The sequence below is a fragment of the Pedobacter sp. TM02 genome, from assembly GCF_059705275.1.
Genome location: NZ_AP046530.1, coordinates 1,084,823 through 1,110,833, shown reverse-complemented (window position 1 = coordinate 1,110,833; position 26,011 = coordinate 1,084,823). Strand labels below are relative to the sequence as shown.

The 26,011-nt window shown below is 44.2% G+C and carries 24 protein-coding genes; 1 reads left to right on the top strand and 23 read right to left on the bottom strand.

The genetic code is table 11. The features are described from left to right. Positions 1-79: 79 nt before the first annotated feature. On the top strand, positions 80-967 hold the full coding sequence (dapA, locus tag AC6H1S_RS04770; protein ID WP_199138377.1) for a 4-hydroxy-tetrahydrodipicolinate synthase: 888 nt from the start codon (positions 80-82) through the stop codon (positions 965-967). Here dapA and AC6H1S_RS04765 read toward each other — a convergent pair. The 23 genes from AC6H1S_RS04765 to AC6H1S_RS04655 form a co-directional block, all read right to left on the bottom strand. After that, positions 950-1,183 (bottom strand): hypothetical protein, encoded by a 234-nt coding sequence (locus tag AC6H1S_RS04765; RefSeq protein WP_497565336.1) that lies wholly within the window; start codon positions 1,181-1,183, stop codon positions 950-952. The two genes, dapA and AC6H1S_RS04765, sit on opposite strands and share 18 nt — an antisense overlap. 10 nt (positions 1,184-1,193) lie before the next feature. Beyond that, on the bottom strand, positions 1,194-1,370 hold the full coding sequence (locus AC6H1S_RS04760) for a BF3379 family histone-like protein (RefSeq protein WP_199138379.1): 177 nt from the start codon (positions 1,368-1,370) through the stop codon (positions 1,194-1,196). 253 nt (positions 1,371-1,623) lie between these two features. Then, on the bottom strand, positions 1,624-2,868 hold the full coding sequence (locus AC6H1S_RS04755; RefSeq protein WP_199138384.1) for an aminotransferase class I/II-fold pyridoxal phosphate-dependent enzyme: 1,245 nt from the start codon (positions 2,866-2,868) through the stop codon (positions 1,624-1,626). A 154-nt stretch (positions 2,869-3,022) separates the two neighbouring features. Next, positions 3,023-4,672 carry a cell division protein FtsZ gene (ftsZ, locus tag AC6H1S_RS04750; protein ID WP_497565334.1) on the bottom strand — a complete coding sequence of 550 codons (1,650 nt, stop codon included), beginning with the start codon at positions 4,670-4,672 and terminating at the stop codon, positions 3,023-3,025. Between the two features lie 129 nt (positions 4,673-4,801). Beyond that, positions 4,802-6,157, bottom strand: a complete 1,356-nt coding sequence (gene ftsA / locus AC6H1S_RS04745) for a cell division protein FtsA (protein ID WP_199138387.1) — start codon at positions 6,155-6,157, stop codon at positions 4,802-4,804. 25 nt (positions 6,158-6,182) lie between these two features. After that, positions 6,183-7,256, bottom strand: a complete 1,074-nt coding sequence (locus AC6H1S_RS04740) for a cell division protein FtsQ/DivIB (RefSeq protein WP_497565333.1) — start codon at positions 7,254-7,256, stop codon at positions 6,183-6,185. Further along, complete coding sequence (murC, locus tag AC6H1S_RS04735) at positions 7,249-8,601, bottom strand: UDP-N-acetylmuramate--L-alanine ligase (protein WP_497565332.1); 1,353 nt, start codon at positions 8,599-8,601, stop codon at positions 7,249-7,251. Before murC ends, AC6H1S_RS04740 begins: the two co-directional genes overlap by 8 nt. Positions 8,602-8,672: 71 nt before the next feature. Beyond that, positions 8,673-9,782, bottom strand: a complete 1,110-nt coding sequence (murG, locus tag AC6H1S_RS04730) for an undecaprenyldiphospho-muramoylpentapeptide beta-N-acetylglucosaminyltransferase (RefSeq protein ID WP_497565331.1) — start codon at positions 9,780-9,782, stop codon at positions 8,673-8,675. A 76-nt stretch (positions 9,783-9,858) separates the two neighbouring features. Beyond that, positions 9,859-10,230 carry a four helix bundle protein gene (locus tag AC6H1S_RS04725; protein WP_199138395.1) on the bottom strand — a complete coding sequence of 124 codons (372 nt, stop codon included), beginning with the start codon at positions 10,228-10,230 and terminating at the stop codon, positions 9,859-9,861. A gap of 95 nt (positions 10,231-10,325) precedes the next feature. After that, positions 10,326-11,501 (bottom strand): FtsW/RodA/SpoVE family cell cycle protein, encoded by a 1,176-nt coding sequence (locus AC6H1S_RS04720; protein WP_497565330.1) that lies wholly within the window; start codon positions 11,499-11,501, stop codon positions 10,326-10,328. Position 11,502: 1 nt separating this feature from the next. Beyond that, the gene (gene murD / locus AC6H1S_RS04715) at positions 11,503-12,846 is read right to left on the bottom strand and encodes a UDP-N-acetylmuramoyl-L-alanine--D-glutamate ligase (protein WP_199138398.1); all 1,344 of its coding nucleotides are present in this window, start codon (positions 12,844-12,846) and stop codon (positions 11,503-11,505) included. Next, complete coding sequence (gene mraY, locus AC6H1S_RS04710; protein WP_199138400.1) at positions 12,846-14,093, bottom strand: phospho-N-acetylmuramoyl-pentapeptide-transferase; 1,248 nt, start codon at positions 14,091-14,093, stop codon at positions 12,846-12,848. The genes murD and mraY overlap by 1 nt, the downstream gene beginning before the upstream one ends. Then, a complete protein-coding gene (locus tag AC6H1S_RS04705; protein ID WP_497565328.1) occupies positions 14,093-15,550 on the bottom strand; it encodes a UDP-N-acetylmuramoyl-L-alanyl-D-glutamate--2,6-diaminopimelate ligase in 1,458 nt (485 codons plus the stop codon). Before AC6H1S_RS04705 ends, mraY begins: the two co-directional genes overlap by 1 nt. Before the next feature lie 176 nt (positions 15,551-15,726). Beyond that, positions 15,727-17,832, bottom strand: a complete 2,106-nt coding sequence (locus tag AC6H1S_RS04700) for a penicillin-binding protein (RefSeq protein WP_497565327.1) — start codon at positions 17,830-17,832, stop codon at positions 15,727-15,729. Then, a complete protein-coding gene (locus tag AC6H1S_RS04695) occupies positions 17,822-18,244 on the bottom strand; it encodes an FtsL-like putative cell division protein (protein WP_497565326.1) in 423 nt (140 codons plus the stop codon). The genes AC6H1S_RS04700 and AC6H1S_RS04695 overlap by 11 nt, the downstream gene beginning before the upstream one ends. Continuing rightward, on the bottom strand, positions 18,241-19,146 hold the full coding sequence (gene rsmH, locus AC6H1S_RS04690) for a 16S rRNA (cytosine(1402)-N(4))-methyltransferase RsmH (RefSeq protein WP_497566019.1): 906 nt from the start codon (positions 19,144-19,146) through the stop codon (positions 18,241-18,243). The genes AC6H1S_RS04695 and rsmH overlap by 4 nt, the downstream gene beginning before the upstream one ends. After that, complete coding sequence (mraZ, locus tag AC6H1S_RS04685) at positions 19,136-19,603, bottom strand: division/cell wall cluster transcriptional repressor MraZ (RefSeq protein ID WP_199138405.1); 468 nt, start codon at positions 19,601-19,603, stop codon at positions 19,136-19,138. Before mraZ ends, rsmH begins: the two co-directional genes overlap by 11 nt. A 230-nt stretch (positions 19,604-19,833) precedes the next feature. Continuing rightward, positions 19,834-21,024 carry a phosphoglycerate kinase gene (locus AC6H1S_RS04680; protein ID WP_497565325.1) on the bottom strand — a complete coding sequence of 397 codons (1,191 nt, stop codon included), beginning with the start codon at positions 21,022-21,024 and terminating at the stop codon, positions 19,834-19,836. A 15-nt stretch (positions 21,025-21,039) separates the two neighbouring features. Next, positions 21,040-21,471 carry a GNAT family N-acetyltransferase gene (locus AC6H1S_RS04675; RefSeq protein WP_497565324.1) on the bottom strand — a complete coding sequence of 144 codons (432 nt, stop codon included), beginning with the start codon at positions 21,469-21,471 and terminating at the stop codon, positions 21,040-21,042. A 63-nt stretch (positions 21,472-21,534) separates the two neighbouring features. Next, positions 21,535-22,545, bottom strand: a complete 1,011-nt coding sequence (gene gap / locus AC6H1S_RS04670) for a type I glyceraldehyde-3-phosphate dehydrogenase (RefSeq protein ID WP_199138416.1) — start codon at positions 22,543-22,545, stop codon at positions 21,535-21,537. Between the two features lie 145 nt (positions 22,546-22,690). Continuing rightward, on the bottom strand, positions 22,691-23,818 hold the full coding sequence (locus tag AC6H1S_RS04665) for an MraY family glycosyltransferase (RefSeq protein ID WP_497565323.1): 1,128 nt from the start codon (positions 23,816-23,818) through the stop codon (positions 22,691-22,693). Between the two features lie 64 nt (positions 23,819-23,882). After that, on the bottom strand, positions 23,883-24,629 hold the full coding sequence (locus AC6H1S_RS04660; protein ID WP_497565322.1) for a glycosyltransferase family 2 protein: 747 nt from the start codon (positions 24,627-24,629) through the stop codon (positions 23,883-23,885). A 478-nt stretch (positions 24,630-25,107) separates the two neighbouring features. Further along, on the bottom strand, positions 25,108-25,461 hold the full coding sequence (locus tag AC6H1S_RS04655; RefSeq protein ID WP_497565320.1) for a hypothetical protein: 354 nt from the start codon (positions 25,459-25,461) through the stop codon (positions 25,108-25,110). Between the last annotated feature and the right edge of the window lie 550 nt (positions 25,462-26,011).

Here is a 26,011-nt window from a genome sequence, read left to right as displayed (position 1 = left end):
GATTTTTAGGCAAATGGATATGGAAAAAAATCCATTCGCTCATTCAAAAATCAGCTATTCAATAATTATATAAACAAAAATGAACAAATTTCACGGAACTGGTGTGGCTTTGGTTACACCTTTTAACACAGACGGAACGGTTGATTATCAGGGTTTGAAAAAACTGATCAATCACTTGGTTGATGGAGGTATTGATTACCTTGTATCATTAGGTACAACAGGCGAAACAGCCACATTGAGCAAGGACGAGAAGAAGAAGGTGTGGGATTTTACCGCTGAAATTAACAACGGCCGCTTGCCCTTGGTAGCCGGCATTGGTGGCAATGATACGCTAAACATTGCCGAAGCCATTAAATCGTTTGAAAACAACCAATACAGTGCCGTGCTTTCGGTAAGTCCTTATTACAACAAACCTACGCAGGAAGGTATTTACCAGCACTATAAATATTTGAGTGAGCAAAGCGAGCTTCCCATCATTTTGTATAATGTACCAGGCCGCACAGGAAGCAATATGAGTCCAGAAACGACCTGCAGACTGGCCCACGATTTCAAGAACGTTATAGCCACTAAAGAAGCCTCGGGCAGCTTTGATCAGTTTAACCAGATTATGCGCGATAAACCAGCGGACTTTATGCTGATTTCTGGCGACGATCCGATTGCCTTGCCCATGATTTCGATTGGTGCTGTAGGCGTAATCTCGGTAGTGGGCAATGCCTTGCCTCAACAATTGTCGGGCATGGTTAGATTGGCCCTCCAAGGCGATTACAAAGCCGCTTTGCCAATGCACCTCAGTTTATTGGAAATTACCCGATTGATGTTTGCAGAAGGCAACCCTGCTGGCGTTAAAGCAGTTTTAAAACAATTGAATATCTGTGGCGATGAGGTACGCCTGCCCTTGGTAAAAGCTACTGAAGCATTGAATAAAAGCCTTGCCCAACAAGTAGAAAACCTACTGAGCCTGGCTTAATTGCCGACAGCTGGAACATACAAAAAGCGCCTCCATAATGGGGCGCTTTTCTTTTAAAATACCTTGTTTAGCTACACAAGAACTGATTTTTCGTTCATCGCTTTGTGTTTTCTTAAGGATGGCAAATCCAGGACCTTCAACGTCGAGATGGCACAACCCACCTAAACATAAATGCATAAAAAAAGCGCCTTGGTAATGGGCGCTTCTTTTTTTCAATGGCTTAAGACTAAGCTTTGTTTTTAGTTTCTTGGATCTCTAAACGGATGCTTTGAGCTAAGTTTTTAAGATCTTGCATACCTTTACGTACACGAGTACCAGCTGCACTGTTAGATTTGTTGTAGAATTTGTCAGCATCAGCTTCTAAAGCTGCAACAAGTGCCTTTACTTCATTAAATTTTTTCATTTTTAAATTACTCCTTTTAGTTTTTTTTAAGGTTTTGATTAATACTCTCTTACTAAAGTAAGATGTTTATTCTAATAAAAAAACTTTTGCAACAATAAAAAAAGGCTTTCAGAGCGGTTTTTTTCCACATTTTAAGTGGTTATAAACAAACCTGCACGCTCAAAAATTAGCTATAAAGCTGATTTACAGCTAATTAAATAAATTTCAAAAAAAATGCCCTCTAATGTACATTGAGGGCATTTTTCTGTGTTTTTTATTCAGTTGCCGAGAACTTGTTCTCTTTATAGTAGCCCTTTTTCAGTTTTTCTGCCACTTCGCTAAAGGCATCGAGGGTTCTTTGTACGTCTTCCATCGTATGTACGGCGGTCGGAATTAACCTCAGCTCGATCATTCCCTTTGGTATAACCGGATAAACTACAATGGAACAGAAAATTCCATAGTTCTCGCGCAAATCCATGGTCAGGGCCGTTGCCTCTAGCAATTCTCCTTTTAAGAACACCGGGGTAACTACTGTATTGGTTACACCGATATCAAAACCACGCTCACGCAGACCTTGCTGCAAGGTAGTAGCCACTTTCCACAGCTTCTCTCTCAACTCTGGATTGTTCTTTAACAGCTCCAAACGTTTCAGCAAACCGATTACCATGGGCATTGGCAAGGCTTTGGCAAAAGTTTGCGAACGCATGTTATACCTGAAATAATTGGTCAGTTCTTCGGTAGAAGCAACAAATGCGCCAATACCTGCCATCGATTTGGCGAAAGTGGCAAAATATACGTCAACGCCTTCGATACAGTTTTGGGCCTCGTGCGTACCTGCGCCAGTTGGGCCCATGGTACCAAAGCCATGTGCATCATCAATCAGCAAACGGAAATTGAACTCTTTTTTTAAATCGATCAGCTCCTTAAGCTTGCCTTGCGCGCCCGACATGCCGAAAACGCCTTCGGTAATGACCAAGATACCGCCACCGGTTTGTTCAACCAGTTTACTGGCTCTTTCTAACTGTTTGCGTGCATCTTCAATATTATTGTGTTTGTACACAAAGCGTTTGCCCATGTGCAGCCTCAAGCCGTCAACGATACAGGCATGCGATTCGCCGTCGTATACGACCACATCATTCCTATCCAATAAGGCATCGATAATCGATACCATGCCTTGGTAACCAAAGTTCAACAAAAACGCATCAGGCTTGCCTACGAACGCGGCCAATTCCTGTTCTAATTGCTCATGGTATTTAGAATTTCCCGACATCATACGGGCGCCCATTGGGTAGGCCATACCAAAATCGATTGCACCTTGCTCGTCGGCCTTTCTTACTTCTGGGTGGTTGGCCAAGCCCAAATAGTTGTTCAAGCTCCAAACCAAATGTTCTTTTCCCCTGAAATTCATATGAGGTGCAATTTCTCCTTCTAGTTTTGGGAAAGAAAAATATCCGTGAGACCATTTCTGGTGTTGCCCGATTGGGCCCATCCGCTTCGCTACTTTTTCAAAAATGTCCAATGTAATATATTTTAATGTGATAGAGTTTTTTTATTAATCCGGCAAATTTACGCTTAAAATCCCTATTTAACAACGGGTTAAGCTCAATTAAAAAGCAAAAAAAAGCCTTAGCAATAATGAGTTGCTAAGGCCGATCTATTATGATTTTGGTCTATTAGTCAACGTTGTCGTGTAGAAAAGAGTTGTTAGGCCTAATTTCGGTTGTTCCGTCTTCGTCGCTGCTCAAGGTAAACCTTGACACTTGCGATTCTGACGAGTGTTGGATTTGCTGCAACTGCATTTGCTTGCGTTTGTAAGCTGGTTCGTTTTCCAGCTCCTGCAAACCATTGGTGGTACGCAATTTCATGCTCAGGTCTTTTAACCTTAAGATGCGTTCTTTCGATTTTCTTAATTGCTCTTCAATCGAATCATCGTTTTTATGGTCGTCTGCCCCTACTACTGGCTCTGGTTCAACCGGCTCAGGCACAACAATTTCTTCTTGTTCCAATTGGGCAACCGGTGTTTCGAATACGAAATCGGTTTCGGCCAATTTCACTTCGAACTCAAAGCCTGGCTCTTGCGGCTGGGCTTCGGCCATTGGTGCTTTTTCTTCTTCTACCAACTGGTGAACGATGGTTACGTCTTCAGCTTCCTTAGCTGCAGTAGGCCTGTTCATGTTGAACAAATCGCCAAACAAATCAGACTGCTTAGGTTCTTCCTGAACTTTTAGCACCGGCTCGTCGCTTACCGGAGCAGGTTTAGCCTCGATAAAAGAGTTAACAGGTTCTACAGGCTTTACCAAAGGTGCCTCTTCAGGCGTTAACAGCGAAATCTTTTTGATGTTCTGTCTGTCTTTGGCTCTTTGCTCGGTGGTTTGGAAACCCGTGGCAATAATGGTTACCGACAGCTTGTCTTCCAGGTTTTCGTCGATACAGTTACCCCAGATCAGATCGGCCGACAAGCCTGCTTTGTCCTGGATGTAGTCTGTAATTACCGTTACCTCGTCCATGGTTACCTCGCGCAGGCCAGAACTGATGTTCAACAGGATATATCTTGCGCCTTCAATTTCGTTGTCTTTAAGCAATGGCGAAGCCAAAGCACCTTCTACGGCAGCCAAGGCACGGTTTTCGCCTTCAGCCGAATGGCTACCCATAATCGATACGCCACTGTCTTTCATTACCGTACGTACATCTTTAAAATCGACGTTGATATAGCCAGGCACGGTAATGATCTCGGCAATGCCTTTGGCGGCAGTTGTTAAGATATCATCAGCCTGTGCAAAAGCCGAACCCAAGGTTAGGTTGCCGAAGATTTCACGCAGGCGGTCGTTGGAGATCACCAAGTAAGAATCCACGTATTTCTTGAGTTCTTCCAACCCGTCGTCGGCCTGCATCTTACGGCGCTTGCCCTCGAAGGCGAAAGGTGTAGTAATGATGGCTACGGTCAGGATATCAAGTTCTTTGGCCGCCTGGGCAATAATCGGACTGGCACCTGTTCCGGTACCGCCACCCATACCCGCCGTAATGAAAAGCATTTTAGTGGTGCTGCCCAGCATGGCTTTGATATCGTCTATGTTTTCGATAGCCGAATTCTTACCCACTTCAGGAATAGAGCCGGCCCCCATGCCTTCGGTTAAGCTAGAGCCTAACTGTACTTTATTGGGAATGGGACTAAATTCTAAAGCCTGTGCATCAGTATTACAGATAATAAAGTCTACACCCGTAATTCCTTGACGGTACATATGGTTTACCGCATTACCTCCACCGCCACCAACACCAATAACTTTGATAATTGACGACTTATCTTTTAACATTTCGAACTTCATATCGTTATGAATCAGTTGTTTAAAAAATTATAATTCTCTGTTCATCGCTTCTGTAATATTAACACTTTTTTAACAGTCGTTTTCCACAACTGTTAACAATGTGGAAAAATCCCAAATTGTGGAAAAATATTACGGCTTGATGTAGTCTTCGTCGCTCACATTCATGTCGTCTTTGATAAATTCCGTTGTTTTTCTCAACAATTTATCAAACAAGCCGCCACTGCGTTTGGCTTTTTCCTTGGCAACCGGTTGCTCAACAAAAACGCCCGGCTGTTTCATTTCTTCCAATAATTCTTCGGCTTTTTGAATGCCTTTGATCAATAACCCCACACTGGTGGCGTACATTGGGCTCTTCAAATCGTCGTAAATGGTTTTGGGCATTTCTTCATATTTAGACAAGTGCTCGTTAGGGTAACCTACACGGCAGTCTAAGCCGGTTACATATTCTACCAGCTGGTTCAAATGCTTCAACAAAGCACCGCCACCGGTAATCACTACGCCACCAATCAGTTTTTTCTCGTAGCCAGAAGATTTGATTTCGTAGTAAACGTGCTCAACGATTTCTTCCATACGGGCCTGGATAACATACGCCAAGTTTTTTACCGAAATTTCTTTAGGCTCCCTACCACGCAGGCCAGGCACGCAGATGATTTCGTTTTCTTTGTTTTCTTCGGCCAACGCAGAGCCGAAACGGGTTTTTAACAATTCAGCCTGGTTGCGCATCACCGAACAGCCTTCCCTGATGTCTTCGGTTACGCTGTTGCCACCAAATGGAATCACAGCCGTGTGGCGGATAATACCTTCGTGGAAGATGGCGATATCGGTTGTGCCGCCGCCAATATCAACCAAGCAAACGCCGGCTTCTTTTTCTTCGTCGCTCAACACCGACTCCGAGGAAGCCAAAGGCTCTAAAATAAGCTCTTGGGTTTGCAAACCTGCATTGGTTACGCAGCGCATAATATTTTTAACCGCAGTTACCTGTCCCGAAATGATATGGAAATTGGCTTCTAGGCGTACACCGGCCATACCAATCGGGTCTTTGATACCTGGTTCGTTATCGATGGTAAACTCTTGTGGCAATACATGGATAATCTCTTCTCCGGGAGGCATAACCAGCTTGAACATATCGTCAATGAGCTTATCGATATCTTTTTTGCTGATTTCGCTGTTGAGTTCCCTGCGGGTTAAAATACCACGGTGCTGCAAACTCTTGATGTGCTGCCCCGCAATACCCACGTTAACCACCCTGATTTCGACATTCGATTGGCTGCTGGCCAGTTCTGTGGCTGCAGCAATGCCCTGTACCGTTTTTTGGATGTTGGAAACCACACCACGGGTAACGCCCGCCGATTCGGCTTTGCCAATGCCCAAAACCTCAATTTTATCGTGCTGTGTTCTGCGTCCCACAATAGCACAAATTTTCGTTGTACCAATATCTAATCCTACTACGATTGGAGATTGAATGGTAGATTTGTCTTTGCCCATAACTATATAATTTTGTTGAGTTTACTTATTTATTCTTCTTGGTATCCGTCTTTTCTTTTGTTGCTGCCGGCTTTGGTTTTTCTTTAGCCGCTGTTGTTGCAGCTGTTTTAACCGGTGTCTTTTCGGCTGGCTTAATCGCTGCAGGCTTGTTTGTGGCCGTTGCAGCTGGTTTTGGTACTGCCGGCTTTGCCGTTGGCGCAGACGAAGCGGCGGCAGCCTTTTTAATTTCGTCTTGTATACTGCGCTTTATAGCCGAGTCAATCGCTTTGCCAGCCAAGGCTGTACTATCGACCTGCACTGGTTTTGCTTTTTTTACCGCCAACGAATCGTACTTTTCGCATACGATTTGATTGGTATACTTGAGGTTGATCGTTTTATAGGCATTCCAGCCTACGGTAGGCATGGCCTGCTTGTAAAATGCCAAGAGGTTGTTCATCTTGGTTTCGAGCGAATCGGCATTGCCCAAAATAATCCTTTGGTTACCCACACGAGGCACCAATTCTATATCGTGTTTATCATTTACAAAGAGCTGCTCGATCTGCGCATCCCACAGGGTATCTTTTTTCATGAACAGGGCGGCCTTGTACAAATCGGCACCCATTGGGGTTAGCAGGGTATCGACCTTGCCGCTAAAGCCTTCCAAAATATTGCCCGATGCCACCAAAACATTGGCCGTAAAGTTTGGCGACATTGGCATTTTCAAACCGTTACTGTCAATGTAATAATCCTGTCCGCCCGCATTAAGCACTCTTAGCACAGGCTGGCGTTGTTTGATGGCTACCTGCAAAACCCCATCCATATCCACAAAAACCTTGGCAAAGGCAATGTAAGGGTTGGCTTTTAGGGTTTCTTCTATTTCATGGATGTTGATTTGTTCGAGGTTGCGACCAACCAACTGTCCTTGTCCCTGTTTCAATAAGGCATCGATTTCTTCTCTTTCGATAAAGTTATCGGCACCCGGGATCAATATTTCTACCTTCATGCATTTTACCTCGCGTTTTTTGACCGAGATGAAACTCATGAGCACCACCACCCCTGCCAGGCAAACCAGCCAGGCAAAGCACTTCAATATCATTTTCCAATTCACGCTCCTAAGCATGGTCCAAGACATTTTTTAGTGGTTCTACCAAGGTATCTATATCGCCTGCACCAACCGTCAAAAGTAGTTCAGGTTTTTTATTCTTTATCGCTTGCACCGCCAAATCTTTTCCACATATTTCTTTCTGTGGTGCCGTAATTTTATCCAGTAATAATTGCGAATTCACTCCCGCAATAGGCAATTCGCGTGCCGGATAGATTTCCAGCAGCATCACTTCATCGGCTGTGCTCAAAACTTTTGCAAAATCAGCTGCAAAATCGCGCGTGCGGCTAAACAGGTGGGGCTGGAACATCACCGTCAGTTTCTTGTTGGGATGCAGCTGTCTTACCGCATCAAAACAGGCCCTCAACTCTTCCGGATGGTGCGCATAGTCATCTATATACACATGCGAAGCTGTATTGACAATGGTTTCGAACCTGCGTTTTACGCCTTTAAATGTTCCAACCGCTTTTTTTACTGATTTGGGATGGATGCCCAAACTCAGTGCCACGCCAATAGCCACGGTTGCATTTTCGACATTATGTTTGCCCGGCATAGCCAAGCTGATGTCTTTTATAGTGGTATAGCCGTCTTCGAAATCGAAAACGAAACTGCCATTTTCTACACGGATGTTGGTGGCCTTGATTGCCGCCGCTGCCGTTGCGCCATAGGTAATGCCTGCTAAAGGCAGCCCGTCTTTTACAAACAGCTTTCCATCTTCTTTTAGTTGGTTCGCAAACAGGCGGAAAGATTCCTGCAGGTGGCTTTCGTCGCCGTAAATATCCAAATGGTCGGCATCCATTGAGGTAATTACCGCTACATCGGGATGCAGGGTGAGGAAAGAACGATCGTATTCGTCGGCCTCAACCACCACCACATTGTTTTTGCCAAACAACACATTGCTGTTGTAATTGGTGGTAATGCCTCCCAAGAAAGCGGTACAGCCAAAACCGGTATCGGTAAGGATATGCGCCACCATTGACGAGGTGGTGGTTTTGCCATGGGTACCCGCCACGGCAATGCAAAACATGCCTTGGCTAATGATGCCCAATACTTCCGAGCGTTTCTTTAAATCAAATCCTTTGGCTTTAAAATATTGCAGGATATTCGAATCTTTAGGGATGGCTGGCGTGTAGACTATTAAAGTATCGTCATGCTTGTCGTGAAAACAAACCGGCACCGCCGATTCTTCATCCAAATAAGAAATCAGGATACCTTCGTGTTCTAAAGCAATGGTAAGACTGGTACGGGTTTTATCGTAGCCACAAACTACCACGCCACGTTTGGCAAAATAACGGGCAAGCGCACTCATACCGATCCCGCCGATACCTATAAAATACACTCTGTTGATGTTTGCCAATTCCATTTTATTTGTTGGTTGGTTGGTTGGTTGGGTGTTTGGTTATTTCACCTTCAACTTTCTACTTTTAACTTTTTCTACTCCTTACCTGCCAGTTTCAATACCTCTTCTGCTATAATCGTGTCTGCTTCTGGCAAGGCCATTTTTCCAATATTTTCGCTCAGCGTTTCGCAACGTGCGCCGTCTTTTAATAGTTTCAAGGCTTCGGCCACCAATATATCCTCAGCCGAGCGATCGTTTACCATAATGGCTGCATCGTTTTTGACCAAAGCCAATGCATTTTTAGTTTGGTGATCTTCGGCTACGTTTGGTGATGGCACCAAAATAACCGGCTTCTCAATGAGGCAAAGCTCTGCGATGGTTCCCGCTCCGGCTCTCGAGATAATCACATCAGCGGCCGCATAAGCCAAATCCATTTTATTCAAAAACTCCAGAATGCATACATTGGGATGATAGGCAGCCGTTAAGCGTTCTATAATTCCGTTGTAGTAAAACTTGCCGGTTTGCCAAATTACCTGCACATCTTGCGCAATAATTTCTGGCAAGTGTTTTTCGATACTTTTGTTCAGTGTTCCGGCACCCAAGCTGCCTCCGGTTACCAAAATGGTTTTCTTTAAAGGGTCGAGCTTCAACAATTCTGCCCCGGCATGGTGCTTGCCCGTTATATCAACAATATTTTTCCTTACCGGGTTTCCTGTTTTCAGGATTTTATCGGCTGGAAAGAATTGCTCCATCCCATCAAAAGCCACGCAGATTTTGGCCGCACCCTTGCCTAATAGCTTATTGGTGATGCCTGCATAAGAGTTCTGCTCTTGAATGAGGTAAGGTATGTTTTTGAGTTTGGCTGCATACAACAACGGACCAGACGCATAGCCCCCCACACCCACTACGGCATCGGGTTTGAAAGCTGCAATCAGTTTCATGGCCTTGCGCACGCTCGAAAGCACTTTAAACGGCAAGGCAAAGTTTTTTAAAATCGATCCACGCTTAATCCCACTGATATTTAAACCCACAATTTTATATCCGGCTGCAGGCACTTTCTCCATCTCCATTCTTCCCTCTGCCCCAACAAAAAGGATTTCGCAATTGGGCGAAATGCTTTTAAGCGCATTGGCAATGGCAATGGCGGGGAATATATGCCCGCCTGTGCCACCTCCAGATATGATAATTTTTGGGAAATTATTCATGCTATGTTTAATTATCGAATGCGTGAGTTTTGAATGATTAAATGTTCATGCAAGCTCAACCCACTACTCTCTATTTTTATTTATTACTCACTGTTTTTCTCGCTTTTGCCAATATGGCTAATATTTCATTTGCCTCTTTTAGCAGCCTATTTGCATTTGCATTATTAGCAATATCAGCAGCTATTAAAATTTCTAACCAAAAGGCAGTTTCATCTGCCTCTTCTATAGTTACACTTAATTTAGAATGAAATTCTGCTTTAGATCTACTTCTGCATGCCGCTCTATAGTTTGCTCCAACCGATGAAGAAGACCTCATAAATTGGCGTCCTATAATTCTTGATTCCTCTGTTTTGGGCATTACCTGATAAAATTTTATAGCGTCTAAAACAAATGTTTTTGTCCGAGCCTTCATCACATTAACAAAATCCAATTTTTCGTTATTTTCCATATCCCCACATTTATAATTTATTAATTGACAATTCAATCTTGCTATTATTCCATTTTACCATTCACATGCTCTAATTCAATCATTCTATCATTCTATCAGGCCATCGCCGGTATTTCGCCGATAATCACTTTTTTCTCTTTTTGTGTACTGTGTTCTTCTACGTCTTTGCTTACACTCAAAATAATGCCAAAGGCAATACTTGTAAATATCATCGAGGTACCGCCCATACTTACCAAAGGCAAAGGAACCCCCGTTACCGGGCCCAAACCAACAGCCACGGCCATATTGGCAAAGGCCTGAATGGTGAGACTAAAACTTAACCCGGCCGCCAACAAGGCCCCAAAGGCCTTCGGACTTCGCGTTACGATACGCACGCATCGGTAAAGCAAAACCAGGTAAAGCACTACAATAGCCAATCCGCCCACAGTTCCATATTCCTCAATAATAATGGCGAAAATAAAATCGGAATATGGATGTGGCAGAAAATTACGTTGCGTACTGTTGCCTGGCCCTTTACCAAACAGGCCACCAGTGGCCAAAGCTATTTTAGATTGATCGGCCTGGTAGGTTTTGTCTGAATGCTGCTGTTCTGGGTGCATAAACGCATTGATACGCGACTTATAGGTTTCCCTTCTCGGGCCCAAGAATACCACAAACAACAACAACACTACACCACCCGCACAAACGGTTAAAATCTGCTTGATGCTGATCCTTCCAATAATCAGCAATAAAATACTCACTCCAAACAACATCAATGCTGTTGAAAGGTTGGCTAAGGCAATTAAAATAAAGACCACGCAAACCGATCCCATAATCGGAATAAAGGCATTCTTAACGTCCTTGATGTTTTCTTGTTTTTTGGTCAGCATCCTGGCCAAAAAAGTAATCAGCGCCAGTTTGGCCAAATCCGAAGTCTGGAAGGTCAAACCAATTAAAGGTACCTGTACCCAACGGGCGGCACCATTGATCTGTCCGCCAAAAACCAGCGTATAAAGCAATAAAGGCAAAGTAATGATCATGAGCACTTTAGAAATGCCCGCATAGTATTTATAGTCGAGCAGGTGCGCAATGTAGATCATGGCAATACCCAAAAGCACAAAAATAACGTGCTTAAAAAGCAGGTATTTTTCTACGCTTATCCCTTTTCGGTAGGCAATTGCACCAGTAGCGCTATAAACCACCATAATAGAAACCATAGACAACATGATGATGATCAGCCAGATCCACCTGTCGCCCCTTGTTTTTGCCAGAAGTGCCTTAACGTCAAACATATTATAATTCTTTTACGGCCGCCTTGAACTGGTTGCCCCTGTCTTCATAGTTTTTAAACAAATCGAAGCTTGCACAGGCTGGCGACAACAACACGGTATCGCCTTTTTTAGCCAAATGGTAAGCCACCTGAACGGCCTCGTCGGCCGAGAAAGTATTCACGATCACATCCACATCATCCTCAAAAGCCTCATGGATACGCTTGTTGTCCTTACCCATACACACAATAGCTTTTACCTTGCTGCGCACCAAATCTTTGAGCATGGTATAATCATTGCCCTTGTCAACACCTCCCATAATGAGCACCACTTCAGTGCCTACGCTCTCCAAAGCATACCAGGTAGAATTGACATTGGTTGCCTTCGAATCATTGATGTAGGTCACATCAGATATTTTGGCCACGAACTCCAAACGGTGTTCGATGTTTTTGAAATTGCCCATGCTTTCGCGAATGGTTTCATTACGCAGCTCTAGAACCTTGGCTACAATGCCCGATGCCATAGAGTTGTAAATGTTGTGCTTTCCTTGTAGGGCTAAATCTGAAATTGACATGGTTAATTCTTCGTTTAAGTGTGTGTTGATATGTATGGTGTTGTTTTCAAGGTAGGCCCCGTTTGCTATTTTCTTTCTGATAGAGAAGCGGTAGGTCCTTGCATTGATTTTGGTTCGTTTTAATATTTTTTGGGTTTCTTCATCGTCTTCGCAGTAAATGAATACATCCTTTTCGGTCTGATTTTGTACAATCCGCATTTTTGAAGCGGCATAATTGTCCATTTTATAATCATAGCGGTCCAAATGGTCGGGGGTGATGTTGAGCAACACTGCTACATCGGCCTTGAACCCGAACATATCATCGAGCATAAAACTCGAAATCTCCAATACATACCAATCAAAGTCTTCGGTAGCCACCTGCGCTGCAAAACTTTGTCCGATGTTGCCTCCCAAGCCTACGTTCAATCCTGCGTTTTTGAGGATGTGGTAAGTTAGCATGGTGGTAGTCGATTTACCATTAGAGCCTGTAATGCAAACCGTTTTGGCCTGGGTATACCTTTTGGCAAACTCGATTTCCGAAATCACCGGAATACCTTTTTGCTTCAATGCCTTTACCATAGGCGCTGTGGCAGGAATACCCGGACTTTTAACTACTTCGGTTGCATTTAAAATCAGTTCACTGGTATGCTGGTTTTCTTCGAAAGCAACGTTCAGTTTATTCAAGGCAGTTTTGTAGCGATCGGCAATGGCTCCAAAATCCGATACAAAAACATCAAAACCCTGTTTCTGTGCCAGCTTTGCCGCACCCACTCCGCTTTCGCCTGCGCCTAAAACAACCAGTCTCTTTCTTTCCATTAGCGTAGTTTTAAGGTTACAAAAGTGATTACCGCCAGTATAATGCCCACGATCCAGAAACGGGTCACGATTTTAGCCTCGTGATAGCCTTTTTTCTGATAGTGATGGTGCAATGGCGACATCAGGAAAATCCTTCTGCCTTCGCCAAAGCGTTTTTTGGTGTATTTAAAATAGCTTACCTGTAGCGTTACCGACAGCACCTCGACCAAAAACACCCCGCATAGAATCGGGATGAGCAGTTCCTTGCGGATCATGATGGCAAACACCGCGATGATGCCACCAATGGTCAAACTGCCTGTATCGCCCATAAAAATCTGCGCAGGATAGGAATTGTACCACAAAAAGCCCACACAAGCTCCTACAAAGGCGCCAGCAAAAATGATAAGCTCGCCCGAATTCGGGATGTACATGATGTTGAGGTACTCGGCAATGACCGTATTACCCGACACATAGGCCAGAATACCCAAGGTAATCCCAATGATAGCCGATGTTCCGGTAGCCAATCCGTCTATGCCGTCGGTTAGGTTGGCCCCATTCGATACGGCCGTTACAATGGTGATGACGAAAAACAGGAACACAATCAAGGCGTATTTTTCATAATCCTTACCCAAGAACTTCAATACCTTGGCATAATCAAATTCGTTGTTTTTATAGAAAGGCACATTGGTTTTGGTCGATTTTACATCTTGAGTATAGTAAAAGCTCTCGCCTTTTTGCCTCAACACCATTGGTGCTGTACTGGTTGTTTTACTCGCCTCGTCAACGGTTTGCCTAACCACGATATTGGGGTTAAAGTACATGGTCAGTCCAACAATAATGGCCAAACCCACCTGGCCCACCACCTTGAACTTGCCGGCCAAGCCCTCTTTGTTCTTTTTAAAAACTTTGATATAATCGTCGAGGAAACCGATAGCGCCCATCCAAACCGTGGTAACCAGCATCAAAATCACGTATACGTTGGTGATGTTGGCAAACAGGAAAGTTGGAATAAAAATACCCAGCAAAATCATGATACCGCCCATGGTTGGCGTACCTTGTTTTTGCATCTGGCCTTCCAAGCCTAAATTCCTTACCGTTTCGCCCACTTGTTTGCGGTGCAGAAAATCAATGATCCTGCGGCCATAAACGGTAGTGATGATCAGCGAAAGGATAATAGACAAAGACGACCTGAAAGTCAGGTATTGGAACAACCTCAATCCCGGAAAGTCATAATGCTTATGCAGATATTCGAATAATAAATATAACATTAGTTAATGAGGTTAAATTGTTCGTTCAATACTTCTTTATCGTCAAAATGATGTCTCACTCCTTTCACTTCCTGGTACTTTTCATGCCCCTTGCCCGCTACCAATATAATATCGCCAGGCTTGGCCAAATGGCAGGCCGTTTTAATGGCTTCTTTCCTATCGGTAATGCTCAATGTTTTGCGTTGGTTGGTTGGCGAAACGCCTTTCTCCATTTCGGCAATAATGGCTTGAGGATCTTCAGTACGTGGATTGTCTGACGTGAGAATTACCTTGTCGCTCCAATCGCAAGCCGTTTGGGCCATTACCGGGCGTTTGGTTCGGTCTCTATCGCCGCCACATCCAATTACGGTAATTACCTGCTCGGTTCCTTTTCTGATATTGGCAATGGTGCTCAATACATTCTGCACCGCATCTGGTGTATGTGCATAGTCTACAATACCGATAATGCCTTGTTTAGATACGATATAATCGAAACGGCCTTCGGCTCCGTGCAAGCTGCTCAGCACGGTCAGCACTTTGAGCCGATCTTGTTCCAGCAAAATTGCCGTAGCATAGGCGGCCAACAGGTTATAGGCATTGAATGAGCCTACCATTTTGAAGTAAACATCCATGTCGTCTACATTCAAGTGGAGGCCACTAAATTTGTTTTCAATGATTTTGGCTTTAAAATCGGCCATTTGCTTTAAGGCATAGGTCTTTTTATGGGCCTTGGTGTTTTGGAGCATCACCATTCCGTTTTTATCGTCGGCATTGGTCAAGGCAAAAGCATTTTTTGGCAAGCCATCGAAAAATTCCTTTTTCGCTTTGAGGTAGTTATCAAACGTATGGTGAAAGTCGAGATGGTCGTGCGTAATGTTAGAAAAAATGCCACCGGTAAACGTCAACCCCACAATACGGTGCTGTACCACGGCGTGCGAGCTCACTTCCATGAAGCAGTATTCGCAACCGGCCTCAACCATATTGGCCAACAGTTGGTTAAGTGCAATTGGATTAGGCGTGGTATGCGTAGCCGGCACAACGGTATCGTTGATGTGGTTCTGAACGGTAGAAACCAAGCCAACGCCATAGCCCAAGCCACGAAACAACTGGTAAAGCAAAGTAGCAATAGTTGTTTTGCCATTGGTACCGGTAACACCGACCAGTTTCAGCTGTGCCGACGGATTGCCATAAAAATTGCTGGCTACCGTACCTAAGGCGGCCGAAGAACTTTCCACTTCTACGTAGGTTACTTCGTTATCTACTTCGGCAGGCATGGTTTCGCAAACCACCACAACAGCACCCGCCGCAACAGTTTGCGCAATGTATTGATGTCCATCAACCACCGTTCCCTTCACCGCAAAAAACAAGGTACCGGCTTTTACCTCCCTCGAATCAAAGGCCAGGGCCTTTACTTCCTGATTGGGCTTACCTACCAAGCTTTTTATTGCTACACCATATAATAAATCTTGCAACTGCATCTTTCTATTTTAATTTTCAATGATTGAATTTTGAATGAGTGAATGGGTATTTTATCTTATTCTGTCATTCTCTAATTCATTCTGTCATTTTCAATTTTGAAGGAGTGATTCTGAACAAATGAATGGCTAGCATTTTTAATTCAGTCATTCAATCATTCTATCATCCATTCATTTTATTATTGTAATTGTATTTCTACCATTAATCCCTTGCCAATCTTGCTGCCCGGCTCTATCGATTGCGTCGTTACCTTGCCACTGCCCCTCACCCTTGTTTTTAATCCGGCGTTGCCCAAAAGGTACATCGCATCTTTAAGCCCCATGCCTTTTACATTAGGCATTACGCCTTTTACCGGCTCGGCTTCCTGATAGGCAATGCCATTGCTGGTATCTACCGTATTGAAATAGTCTGACTTGGCGGCATAAAGCGTTTTAATGCCAAAAGCGTTGTACACTTTCTTGGTTGCCTTGCTTTGGCCAGCTTTTGCTTCAGGAGGCGTGGTATTGCCCACCATGCGATCTTTTACGCTGCCGAACATTTGCACATCGCCTGCATAAATGCGATCGGCCACCTCTCTAAATACCGGACCCGAAACCAAGGCTCCATAATAAGCGCCTTTCGGATCGTTAATAACGACGATCATCGAATATTTTGGACGCTCGGCCGGAAAATAGCCCACAAACGATGCCTGGTATTGCTTTTTGGCTTTATAGCCCAAATTGCCATCGGCCACTTGTGCCGTTCCGGTTTTGCCGGCAATCTTATACAAAGGATTATAAACCACCTGCTTGCCGCTACCCTCGGTTACCACGCCTTCGAGCATAGACTTGATTTTGCTCAAGGTTACATCCGAACAGATTTTTTCGTTGATTACCCTGGCCTTAAACTGCTCAATCGGATTGCCCAACCTCCTGATTTCCTTTACAAAAATGGGGGCAATGTATTTTCCGTTGTTAGCTACCGCATTGTAGAACGAAAGCATTTTTAAAGGCGTAAGCTGCATTTCGTAGCCATAAGCCATTTGTGGCAAGGTGAGGTTTTTGTTCCAGCTTTTATTTTTTGGGTTTTTCACCACAGGCCTTGCTTCGCCAGGAATTTGAAGCTTCATCAGCTCATTCAAATGCCAGTTGTACAAATGATCGGTAAATTTGGCCTGATCTTCTTTATAAGCTCTGTTTACCAGCTCGGCCACCGCCGCATTGGACGATTGCTCAAAAGCTTTCTTAACGGTTACCGTACCGATGCTGCCATGTGAATCGACTACTATTTTTTTGTTGCCCGGCACCTGGTAACTACCTGTACCCACCATTGTATTGGTATCTACATATTTATCTTCGAGCAAGGCCATATACGACGCCAGCTTGAAAGTAGAGCCCGGATCCTGGTTACCGGCAATGGCATAATTAAACTGTTCCTTATATTCGCCCTCGCCCACCTTGGTGTAATTGGCTACCGCCCTGATTTCTCCAGTGGCCACTTCCATTACAATGACCGCCCCGTGGTGCGCGTCGCTCTTGATCAATTGTTTTTTAAGCGCGTTTTGCGCCAAATCCTGTATATTGATATCGATGGTCGAAATAATATCGGCCCCTTCTTTTGGCGCCACTTCCGCATCGTTGTTTACCGGTTCATACACGCCACCACTAATGCGCTGCATCAACTGCTTGCCACTTTCGCCATTGATATAATTGCCATAGGCGCCTTCTAAGCCCACGCCATTTTTTACGTTTTCATTTTTATAGCCGATGGTTCTGGCGGCCAAATCCTTAAAAGGCAAAATCCTTTTATTGCGTTGCGTAACGGTTAGGCAACTCAAGCCATTTTTGGTTTTGATCAAAGGAAAAGTCTTGATTTCCTTCAAATCCTGATAAGAAACCTTTCTTTTAAGCAACAAGCTATGCACGCTATCCTGCCTTGCCTTGCGCAGCAAGCGAGAATAGTCCTTGGCACTTTTATCGCCAAAAAACTGAGACAGCTTCATGGCCAGCGAGTCTACCTTCGAGTTGAAAAATTCATTGTCCTGGATGCTGCCAGCTACCATATCCATGCGCAGTTCGTATTCAGGCACTGAAGTAGCCAACAAACTGCCATCGTTAGAATAGATATTGCCACGGGCCGCCTCAATGGTAAATTCCCTGATCGATAAACTATCAGCCTTAGCGCGCCATTTATGCCCCTGCACATATTGGATATCGCCCAGCCTCAACAATACAGCAAGGGCGAAAAGTACGATGAGCCCGAAGGCCAGGTACACACGCAACAATATGTTTGCTCTAATGTTCATTATCGTTGATTATAATTTTTTTAGGAGGTTCGATCAGCTCTTTAATGCCAAGCGTATCTACTTTTTTGGCCACTTCGGTCAATTTGCTCTTAAACATCAAATCGGCCTTTAGCGACTTATATTCCCAACTCAGCTCTTTTACTTCTTTACTTAACTTATCTATGTTTCTTATGTTCTTAACCGCCATGTGGCTGTTCGCGATGTAAATCATGACCAGCACACAGAGGAAAATCAAAAAAGGCAACATATCCGTAGCCGCCTCCTTACTTACCACCCCCTCGGTAAACAGCTTTCTAAAAAAAACCAGCGTACTGCTTTCCTTAGGAGGCTCTTCGCGAAGCTTCGGTTCGTCCTCCAGCTCCAAATGCTCTTCTTCAGGTTCTTCTACCTTTTTTTTGAATTGGTTGTTCATAGCTTTTCTCCAATCCTCAATTTTGCGCTTCTGGCCCTGCCGTTTATCGCCACCTCTTTTTCATCGGCCATCACAGCCTTGCGCGTAATGACCTTAAAAGGCTTTTGCTCATTACCAAAAAAATCCTTCTCCACCTCGCCCTGAAATTTGCCCTTGGCCAAAAAATTCTTCACCGGCCTGTCTTCCAACGAATGATAAGACATCACCACCAAACGGCCTCCCTTTTTGAGCACCGAGGCGCTTTGCTCCAAAAAGTTTTCCAGCATATCGATTTCGGCATTCACCTCGATGCGCAGGGCCTGAAAAACCTGAGCCATATATTTATGCTCTTTTCCTTTTGGAATATGTTGTGTAATCACCGATTTAAAATCGGCCAAGGTTACAATCGGCTTATCCATGCGGGCCGTTGCGATAGTGCGGGCCAGTGATTTTGCGTTTTTCACTTCGCCATAGATTCCAAAAATCTTATGGAGCTTGTCTTCCGCATAAGTATTGAGCACTTCGGCCGCTGTTATAGCGCGTTGCTTATCCATGCGCATATCCAAATCGGCATCAAAACGCGTAGAAAACCCACGGCTTGGCTCATTGAACTGGTGCGAAGAAACACCCAGGTCGGCCAAAATTCCATCCACCTCTTTGTAGCCCAGCAAACGCAGGTTATTTTTCAGGAAACCGAAGTTCTGATCCACAAACACAAAGCGCTTGTCGTCTATTTTATTCCTTTGGGCATCGGGGTCCTGATCAAAAGCGATCAGCACACCATCTTTATTCAAATGTTTTAAGATTTCTCGCGAGTGGCCGCCACCGCCAAAAGTTACATCCACATAAACGCCGGCCGGATTGATAGCCAAACCTTCGATGCACTCTTGCAACATTACCGGTACATGGTAATTAGTTTCCATCATCCCTCCTATCTCTTCCGCCCATTACTTCTTCGGCCAGATTGGCGAAGTTTTCAGGCTCATTGTCTAACAACTGATCATAGGCATCTTTTGACCACACTTCGATTTTATCGAACTGACAGGCCAGCACTACATCGCCAGCAATGCCCGCAAATTCCAATAAGGATTTCGGCAAAAGCACCCTGCCCGAAGCATCCAAGCTCAACTCGCTGGCGCCACGGGTAAAGAAGCGGATGAACTCTCTTGTTTTTTTCTCGTAGGGATTCAACTTGCTCAATTCAGCCACGATTCCTTCCCACACTTTTTTAGGATAAATAACCAAATGCTTCTCAAAACCGCGGTTAATAACGAGGCCCTCCTGCTCCACATTAGGCAATTGTTTTTTCAGACTAGAAGGCACCATCAAGCGGCCCTTCTGGTCTAACTTACAATCGAATTCTCCTAACAGTTGAATCATTTTACCACCTACACATTTTATGTAGTGTAAAAATAAATACTTCTACCACAATTTACCACTTCCTACCACAAAAAGTTTTCAACATCTTATAAATTCCCATTTTGTCCCATTTTTATTGTTTTTTAGCCGATTTTAGGGCATAAAAAAGGTGGGAGCCCAGACCAAAACTGAACTCCCACCTTAAAAAATTGGCGCTTTTGAAGCCTAAAAGCTTCTTAAGCTCGATAAAATTATTCCTGAATTGCCTTCACGCCCGGCAATTCTTTTCCTTCCATGTACTCTAAAAGTGCACCGCCTCCAGTCGAAACATAGCTTACCTGATCTTCGAGATTGAACTTGGCAATAGCTGCCGCCGAATCGCCGCCGCCAATTAAAGAAAAGGCTCCGTTTTTAGTGGCCTCTACCACTGCCAAGGCAATGGCTTTGGTACCTTGTTCAAAGTTTTCCATTTCGAAAACACCCATCGGACCGTTCCACAATAAAGTCTTCGAATCTTTGATGGTTTTGCTAAACAATTCAATTGTTTTTGGACCGATATCCAAACCCATCCAGCCTGCCGGAATCTGCCCGGTATCTACTTGGCTTTGAGCAGCTTCATTATCAAATTTATCGGCAATTACCGTATCCACCGGCAAAATCAAATTTACGCCTTTTGCCTTTGCTTTATCCAGCAATTCCAGGCACAATGGCATCCTGTCTTCCTCCAGCAGCGAAGTTCCGATCTCTCCGCCTTGCGCCTTAGCAAAAGTATAGGCCATACCACCACCAATTATCAGGTTATCAACCTTTTCCAACAGGCTCTCGATCAGCAAGATCTTATCAGAAACCTTTGCCCCGCCCATAATTGCCGTGAATGGCTTGGCGGCGCCATGATTTACTTTTTCGGCGTTTTCAAGCTCTTGCGCCATCAGATAGCCGAAGTATTTATGATTTGGAAAAAACTGCGCTACGATGGTAGTCGAAGCATGGGCACGATGCGCGGTGCCAAAGGCATCGTTTACATACACATCGCCCAATTTGGCTAATTTCTCGGCAAAGGCCACATCGCCTTTTTCTTCTTCGGGATGGAAACGAAGATTTTCCAGGAGCAACACCTCGCCAGGAAACAAGTTTTTGGCTTTGTTTTCGGCTTCTTCGCCTATGCAGTCGCTCGCAAACTTAACGGTAAGGTCGAGCATCCTCGACAAATCGCCCAAAATGTGTTTCAAAGAATATTTTTGGTCGGGTCCGCCTTTCGGCCTGCCCAAATGCGACATCAAGACCACCGACCCCCCATCATTTAATATTTTGTTGATGGTCGGCAATGCCGCGCGCATCCTTTTGTCGTCGGTAATGTTAAAGTCTTTATCTAACGGCACATTGAAATCTACCCTGATCAGGGCTTTTTTATCCTTGAAATTACATTGGTCGATTGTCTTCATCTCTTTAGTATTGCTTTAGTATAAATTTAAAATCATTTCGTAATGCGGTCCTACGCCCGCTATTTCAAACTCTTCTCCCATAAGCTGAAAACCCAGCTTTTGGTAAAACCCAACGGCCGACGTACGAGCGTTGCACCAAATATACTGTGCATTTGTGTTTTTAATGTAAGCAATTGCAAATTTAACAAGCTCGGCACCGTAGCCCTTACCCCCAAAGCCCTCATCGGTAGCCATGCCGCGCAACTGATAGCCTTCTTCCTTGCTGTCTTTGTAGCTTTTCGGAAAAAAAGAAGCAACGGTGGCGATTTCATCACCCACACCATAAGCAAGGTGAAAGGCACCTTGTACATGATCTGTGGGAAAAACACACTCGGCTGGCGCCAAACCGTTTCTCAATATCTTGCTCCTGAGCCCCAAAGTAAGCTCGGCGGGAATAAACTTAACCATATCCTTAATTTTGAAGGAGAAAATTTTAAATGATAGCTTTCATTCAATCATTCCTTCATTTAATCATTCAATCATTTTAACGCTTTGCGTTTCTCTAATCTTAACAACCAAATCGACCAATCTGTTCGAGTAGCCCGATTCGTTGTCGTACCAGCCAACCACTTTTACCAAATCGCCCACGATGGAAGTCAGCTTCGAATCGAAAACGCACGAATAGCTATTGTCGATAATATCGACCGAAACAATCGGGTCTTCTGTATACTGTACAATGTTTTTCAATTTGCCACCTGCAGCCCGCCTAAATGCTTCGTTAATTTCGGCTATGCTGGTTTTGCGTTTAAGGATGCAGGTAAAATCGGTAAGCGAACCATTTAAAACCGGCACGCGAATACCTGCACCGCCAAGTTTCCCATCCAGGTGTGGGAAGATGTGGGTAATGGCTTTGGCTGCTCCTGTACTGGTGGGGATAATAGACGAAGAAGCCGCCCTTGCCCTGCGCAAATCGTTGTGGGGCGCATCGTGCAGGTTCTGGTCGCCCGTCATAGAGTGTACCGTGGTAATGTAGCCGTCTTCAATGCCCCAGTTATCATCGAGCACCTTTACCATGGGCGCCACGTTATTGGTGGTACAGGAAGCATTTGACAAAATGGGCGAACCGAGGTCGATTTGCTCATCGTTAACCCCGATTACTACCATCGGAATGCTTGGATCGCTGGCCGGAGCCGAAATAAGTACCTGCTTCGCACCTGCCTGCAAATGCAGGGAAGCATTGGCCTGGTTAGTAAACTTGCCCGTCGACTCGATAACCAAATCAATTCCTAATGATGCCCAAGGCAATTGACCGGGGTTTGCTACGGCAAAAACCTTTATTTTTTGGCCATTGATGATCAAACTTTCATCATCGTGCGCTACCTCTCCCTTAAAAACGCCGTGAACAGAGTCGTATTTGAAGAGATGAGCCAAGGTTGCAGGCGCTCCAAGATCGTTGATGGCTTCAACCTTCAGCTGGCGCTCGATCGCGGTACGCAAGAAAGTGCGCCCAATCCTGCCAAAACCATTAATAGCAATTTTCATGAGAATACAATTTATGCTTGGGTTGCGAAGCCTTGTTGGCCCTATTTGCACTTTTCGCAAACAGCCTAGCCAATACAGTTTCACCGTGCAAAACTACCTATATTCTTTGAAAGGAACTGTCTTTATATGTTTTAATTGCCCCTTTTTAACGTTTCGACGACATAAAGGTGTCTTTAAAAATCACGTCGGACAGTTTATAGTTGCTATTGGCCCTTTTGCCGATGGCATAAGTAACAATCGTATTCATCACCACACATATGGTAATGAGGATGCTGATGAGCACAAAGTTGCCGAAACGCTGCATCGCTACAGCAAAAAAGACCATGGCTACGCTAAAAGAGCCCAATGTCCATACAATTTGGTTGGCACTAAAGCCCAAACGCTGCAAACGGTGGTGAACATGGTTTCTATCGCCTTTAAACGGAGATTGTCTGTGCAGCATCCTAATAAAGAAAATACGCAACGAATCGAAGATGGGAACCAGCAATACCGCAACCGCAATGGCCGGCGCCGAATAAAAATAGAGCTTTGGAGAGCTCCCTATTTTGTTGAGTTCTATAAATTTAATGGCCAAGGCAACAGATACCAGGCCCACAATCAGCGCCCCGGTATCGCCCATAAAGATTTTTGCCGGTGCATAATTGAATACCAAAAAGCCACAAATCGCCCCCATCATGGCAAAAGCGATGAAAGCGTAAGGCAAGGCATTGGCTACGGCGAAAAAGACACCAAAGCTCAAGGTAGCCAGCACGCCGAGCGTTCCCGCCAGGCCGTCGACTCCATCGATGAGGTTAAAGGCGTTGTTGACAAAAATAATAACCACAATGGAGAATAAACTGCCCCAGAATACATTTACCTCCCACACCAAAAATACACCGTACAGGCTTGTCAGCCTAAATTCGCCCAGTACCACCAAAATAACCGCTACCACAAGCTGCAACATGAACTTAACCTTGGCACTTACGCCATACAAATCGTCTTTTAGGCCCAAGGCAAACAGCACAATACTCGATGTGAGCAAAAAATTTGCCTGCTTGTAATTAACCATTGCCGCAAAAAGCAAGGTAGTGATAGCGAAACTGCAAAAAATAGCCACCCCGCCCAACCTCGAAATATGGAGCTTATGCGATTTCCGGTGACTATCGGAACGATCGAACAGGCGATACTTGATGGCGGTAAATATAATGGAAGGGATGCCAGCGATAGAAAGCGCAAACGACAAGCCGACAACGGCAATATAATACATTACATGTGTTTGCAGAATCGCGGTCATAATTTAGGAGCAAGATAACTTTTGTAAATAAAAGATAAAAATATTAATTGACGGTTAAATCCAACTAAATCAACAAAAACTGGGAGATTTTACTCAGCTTCTTAAAAACCAATGTGAGCCATGCTCTCGGAACTTTATTGGCTCTAAGTGCCCGATAATCGTTAACCAGAGCATGATAACGATGTTTCATCGAGGCATTGCTCATGCCTCCCACCCTCATGTTGACCATTAATTCATCCAGAAAAACAGCCTTCACCTGATATCGGTACAAAAACCTCAACATCAATTCATAATCGGCTGCCGTACCAAAATTCAACGAATAGCCCCCATAGCGCCCAAACAACTCGCGCTTCAAATAAAGCGTTGGGTGCGCAGGCATCCAGCCCAGTTCGATGGCCCTTTTGGTAAATGGCTTTGAAATCCATTTCCTGATTATTTTCCTCGTTTCGGGATGGATATAATTGAGGTTGCCATAAACGCCATCTGCACCTGAAGCGACCAAACGTTCAACTACTTTCGAAATCACCTGGGGATTGGCCAGTATATCGTCGGCATTCAATATGCCCAATACTTCGCCGGTAGCCAAATTAATCCCCTTGTTCAGCGCATCGTACATGCCTTTGTCTTTTTCAGATACCAACTGCGCAATGCCTTGCTTGTGCCGCTCGATAATGGCCAAGGTCTGGTCGGTAGAGCCGCCATCAACCACAATATATTCGATCTGGCCATAATCCTGCGCCATGACAGAAGAAAGGCAATCGTCAATATATTTCTCGCCGTTATATACTACCGTGATGATGGATACCTTCATGAATGCGCCCCGATTTAGAAATATGCGTAAAGATAATTAATGCCAAGCAATTATTGCATCCCGCCAACAACGCCAAGATTGGAGCACCGGCAAACGATTACTCTTTAGCATTTAAAATTTGTTCTCAACAGCCCTGAATTTCCGGCAAAAAGTTTCTCGGCAAAAAATATTGGGGATCAGAAAGAAAGTCAGGCACTTCAAATCAAGTAAGATTTACCCATGGAACTGACAATGGGTATGCCATCCACACGGGTCACGAGACTCAACTGACCTACAAACCCTAGATAAACAAGCAATGCGTGGCCAAGGGCTAGATTTTCAGCCTGAAGCTTCGAAACAACCTAAGCGTTGCTGAACCTGGATTTTCTGAAAGATTTAAAAATACTCGTATATTTTTGAGAAAAAAGATATACTAAAACATGCTGCTTATGCACATCAAAAACAAGACAACCACTTCAAACATCAATCATCATTACGCTTAGGCGATGGCAACCATGCGTTTCCTCAAAAAGAACACTCCGGCGCCACCAGCCGCCACCAGCATCAAGCCTACATAATCATCGATTGGGCAATTGTTCACGGTCGAATAGGTAACTACGTAGCCCCAAACCGCATCGTCAATCCTGCAAAGCGAAGTACTTACATTCACACAATAAACCGAAGAACTCAGTACCCTCGGCATGTAAGCGTAGTTGGGATAGCCCATGTCGTTCCCGTCGCGAGTCTGATAGATATAACCTGAAGATTGATAAATACAGCCGGTAGCCGCGTAGGACTTACTAGCCAGCAACAAGATAAAGGCAAAAACGAATATTCTAATGAGCTTGGGCATGATTGAGCGTTATACGTTCTATAAACCCAAGAAATATGCCCACAGGACATTTATTAGGCATAAAAGACAAAAAGCCACATGAATATCCGTTTAACCTACCGACATACCACCAGCAGGCTTTTGCGCAAGTAACCCATCAAAAATAATATAGGGCAATATATTCCCCATAAATACACAAATCGTAGATTTAAATACCCATTAAATCAAAAACACGCCTACTTAGAAGAAAATAATATTCCTTATAATTAAAATATTTAATCAGTAGCTTACGAAGACACCCATCGAACACTTCCATCAGCCAAGTCGAATTCCCCAGCAACCCAACAGTCAAAAACTTACAAGAACAAAAATTAACTTTTGTTAAAAAAATTAATCTCAACCTCAAGTTGACTATCGTTTTTTCAAGCACAAAACAAACAATAGCGAAAATATGGGCAAAATATTACACATTAATACCTCAAAATTCCCCAATAAATAATTCTGAGCTAAACAATCATCATTTTATTCTTTAAAAAAAAGAATGAACATGCCCCAGTTATAAAGATCATAA

Bases quoted from the DNA above. Each gene is read 5' to 3' on its own strand.
- AC6H1S_RS04695 (WP_497565326.1), bottom strand. From the start codon at position 18,244: ATGAACAACCAATTCAAAAAAAAGGTAGAAGAACCTGAAGAAGAGCAT.
- AC6H1S_RS04675 (WP_497565324.1), bottom strand. From the start codon at position 21,471: ATGGTTAAGTTTATTCCCGCCGAGCTTACTTTGGGGCTCAGGAGCAAG.
- rsmH (WP_497566019.1), bottom strand. From the start codon at position 19,146: ATGGAAACTAATTACCATGTACCGGTAATGTTGCAAGAGTGCATCGAA.
- AC6H1S_RS04700 (WP_497565327.1), bottom strand. From the start codon at position 17,832: ATGAACATTAGAGCAAACATATTGTTGCGTGTGTACCTGGCCTTCGGG.
- AC6H1S_RS04725 (WP_199138395.1), bottom strand. From the start codon at position 10,230: ATGGAAAATAACGAAAAATTGGATTTTGTTAATGTGATGAAGGCTCGG.
- AC6H1S_RS04660 (WP_497565322.1), bottom strand. From the start codon at position 24,629: ATGAAGGTATCCATCATCACGGTAGTATATAACGGCGAGAAATATATT.
- gap (WP_199138416.1), bottom strand. From the start codon at position 22,545: ATGAAAATTGCTATTAATGGTTTTGGCAGGATTGGGCGCACTTTCTTG.
- AC6H1S_RS04705 (WP_497565328.1), bottom strand. From the start codon at position 15,550: ATGCAGTTGCAAGATTTATTATATGGTGTAGCAATAAAAAGCTTGGTA.
- AC6H1S_RS04665 (WP_497565323.1), bottom strand. From the start codon at position 23,818: ATGACCGCGATTCTGCAAACACATGTAATGTATTATATTGCCGTTGTC.
- ftsZ (WP_497565334.1), bottom strand. From the start codon at position 4,672: ATGAAGTTCGAAATGTTAAAAGATAAGTCGTCAATTATCAAAGTTATT.
- AC6H1S_RS04680 (WP_497565325.1), bottom strand. From the start codon at position 21,024: ATGAAGACAATCGACCAATGTAATTTCAAGGATAAAAAAGCCCTGATC.
- AC6H1S_RS04760 (WP_199138379.1), bottom strand. From the start codon at position 1,370: ATGAAAAAATTTAATGAAGTAAAGGCACTTGTTGCAGCTTTAGAAGCT.
- murD (WP_199138398.1), bottom strand. From the start codon at position 12,846: ATGGAAAGAAAGAGACTGGTTGTTTTAGGCGCAGGCGAAAGCGGAGTG.
- mraZ (WP_199138405.1), bottom strand. From the start codon at position 19,603: ATGATTCAACTGTTAGGAGAATTCGATTGTAAGTTAGACCAGAAGGGC.
- murC (WP_497565332.1), bottom strand. From the start codon at position 8,601: ATGGAATTGGCAAACATCAACAGAGTGTATTTTATAGGTATCGGCGGG.
- AC6H1S_RS04740 (WP_497565333.1), bottom strand. From the start codon at position 7,256: ATGCTTAGGAGCGTGAATTGGAAAATGATATTGAAGTGCTTTGCCTGG.
- AC6H1S_RS04720 (WP_497565330.1), bottom strand. From the start codon at position 11,501: ATGTTTGACGTTAAGGCACTTCTGGCAAAAACAAGGGGCGACAGGTGG.
- AC6H1S_RS04655 (WP_497565320.1), bottom strand. From the start codon at position 25,461: ATGCCCAAGCTCATTAGAATATTCGTTTTTGCCTTTATCTTGTTGCTG.
- ftsA (WP_199138387.1), bottom strand. From the start codon at position 6,157: ATGGGCAAAGACAAATCTACCATTCAATCTCCAATCGTAGTAGGATTA.
- murG (WP_497565331.1), bottom strand. From the start codon at position 9,782: ATGAATAATTTCCCAAAAATTATCATATCTGGAGGTGGCACAGGCGGG.
- dapA (WP_199138377.1), top strand. From the start codon at position 80: ATGAACAAATTTCACGGAACTGGTGTGGCTTTGGTTACACCTTTTAAC.
- mraY (WP_199138400.1), bottom strand. From the start codon at position 14,093: ATGTTATATTTATTATTCGAATATCTGCATAAGCATTATGACTTTCCG.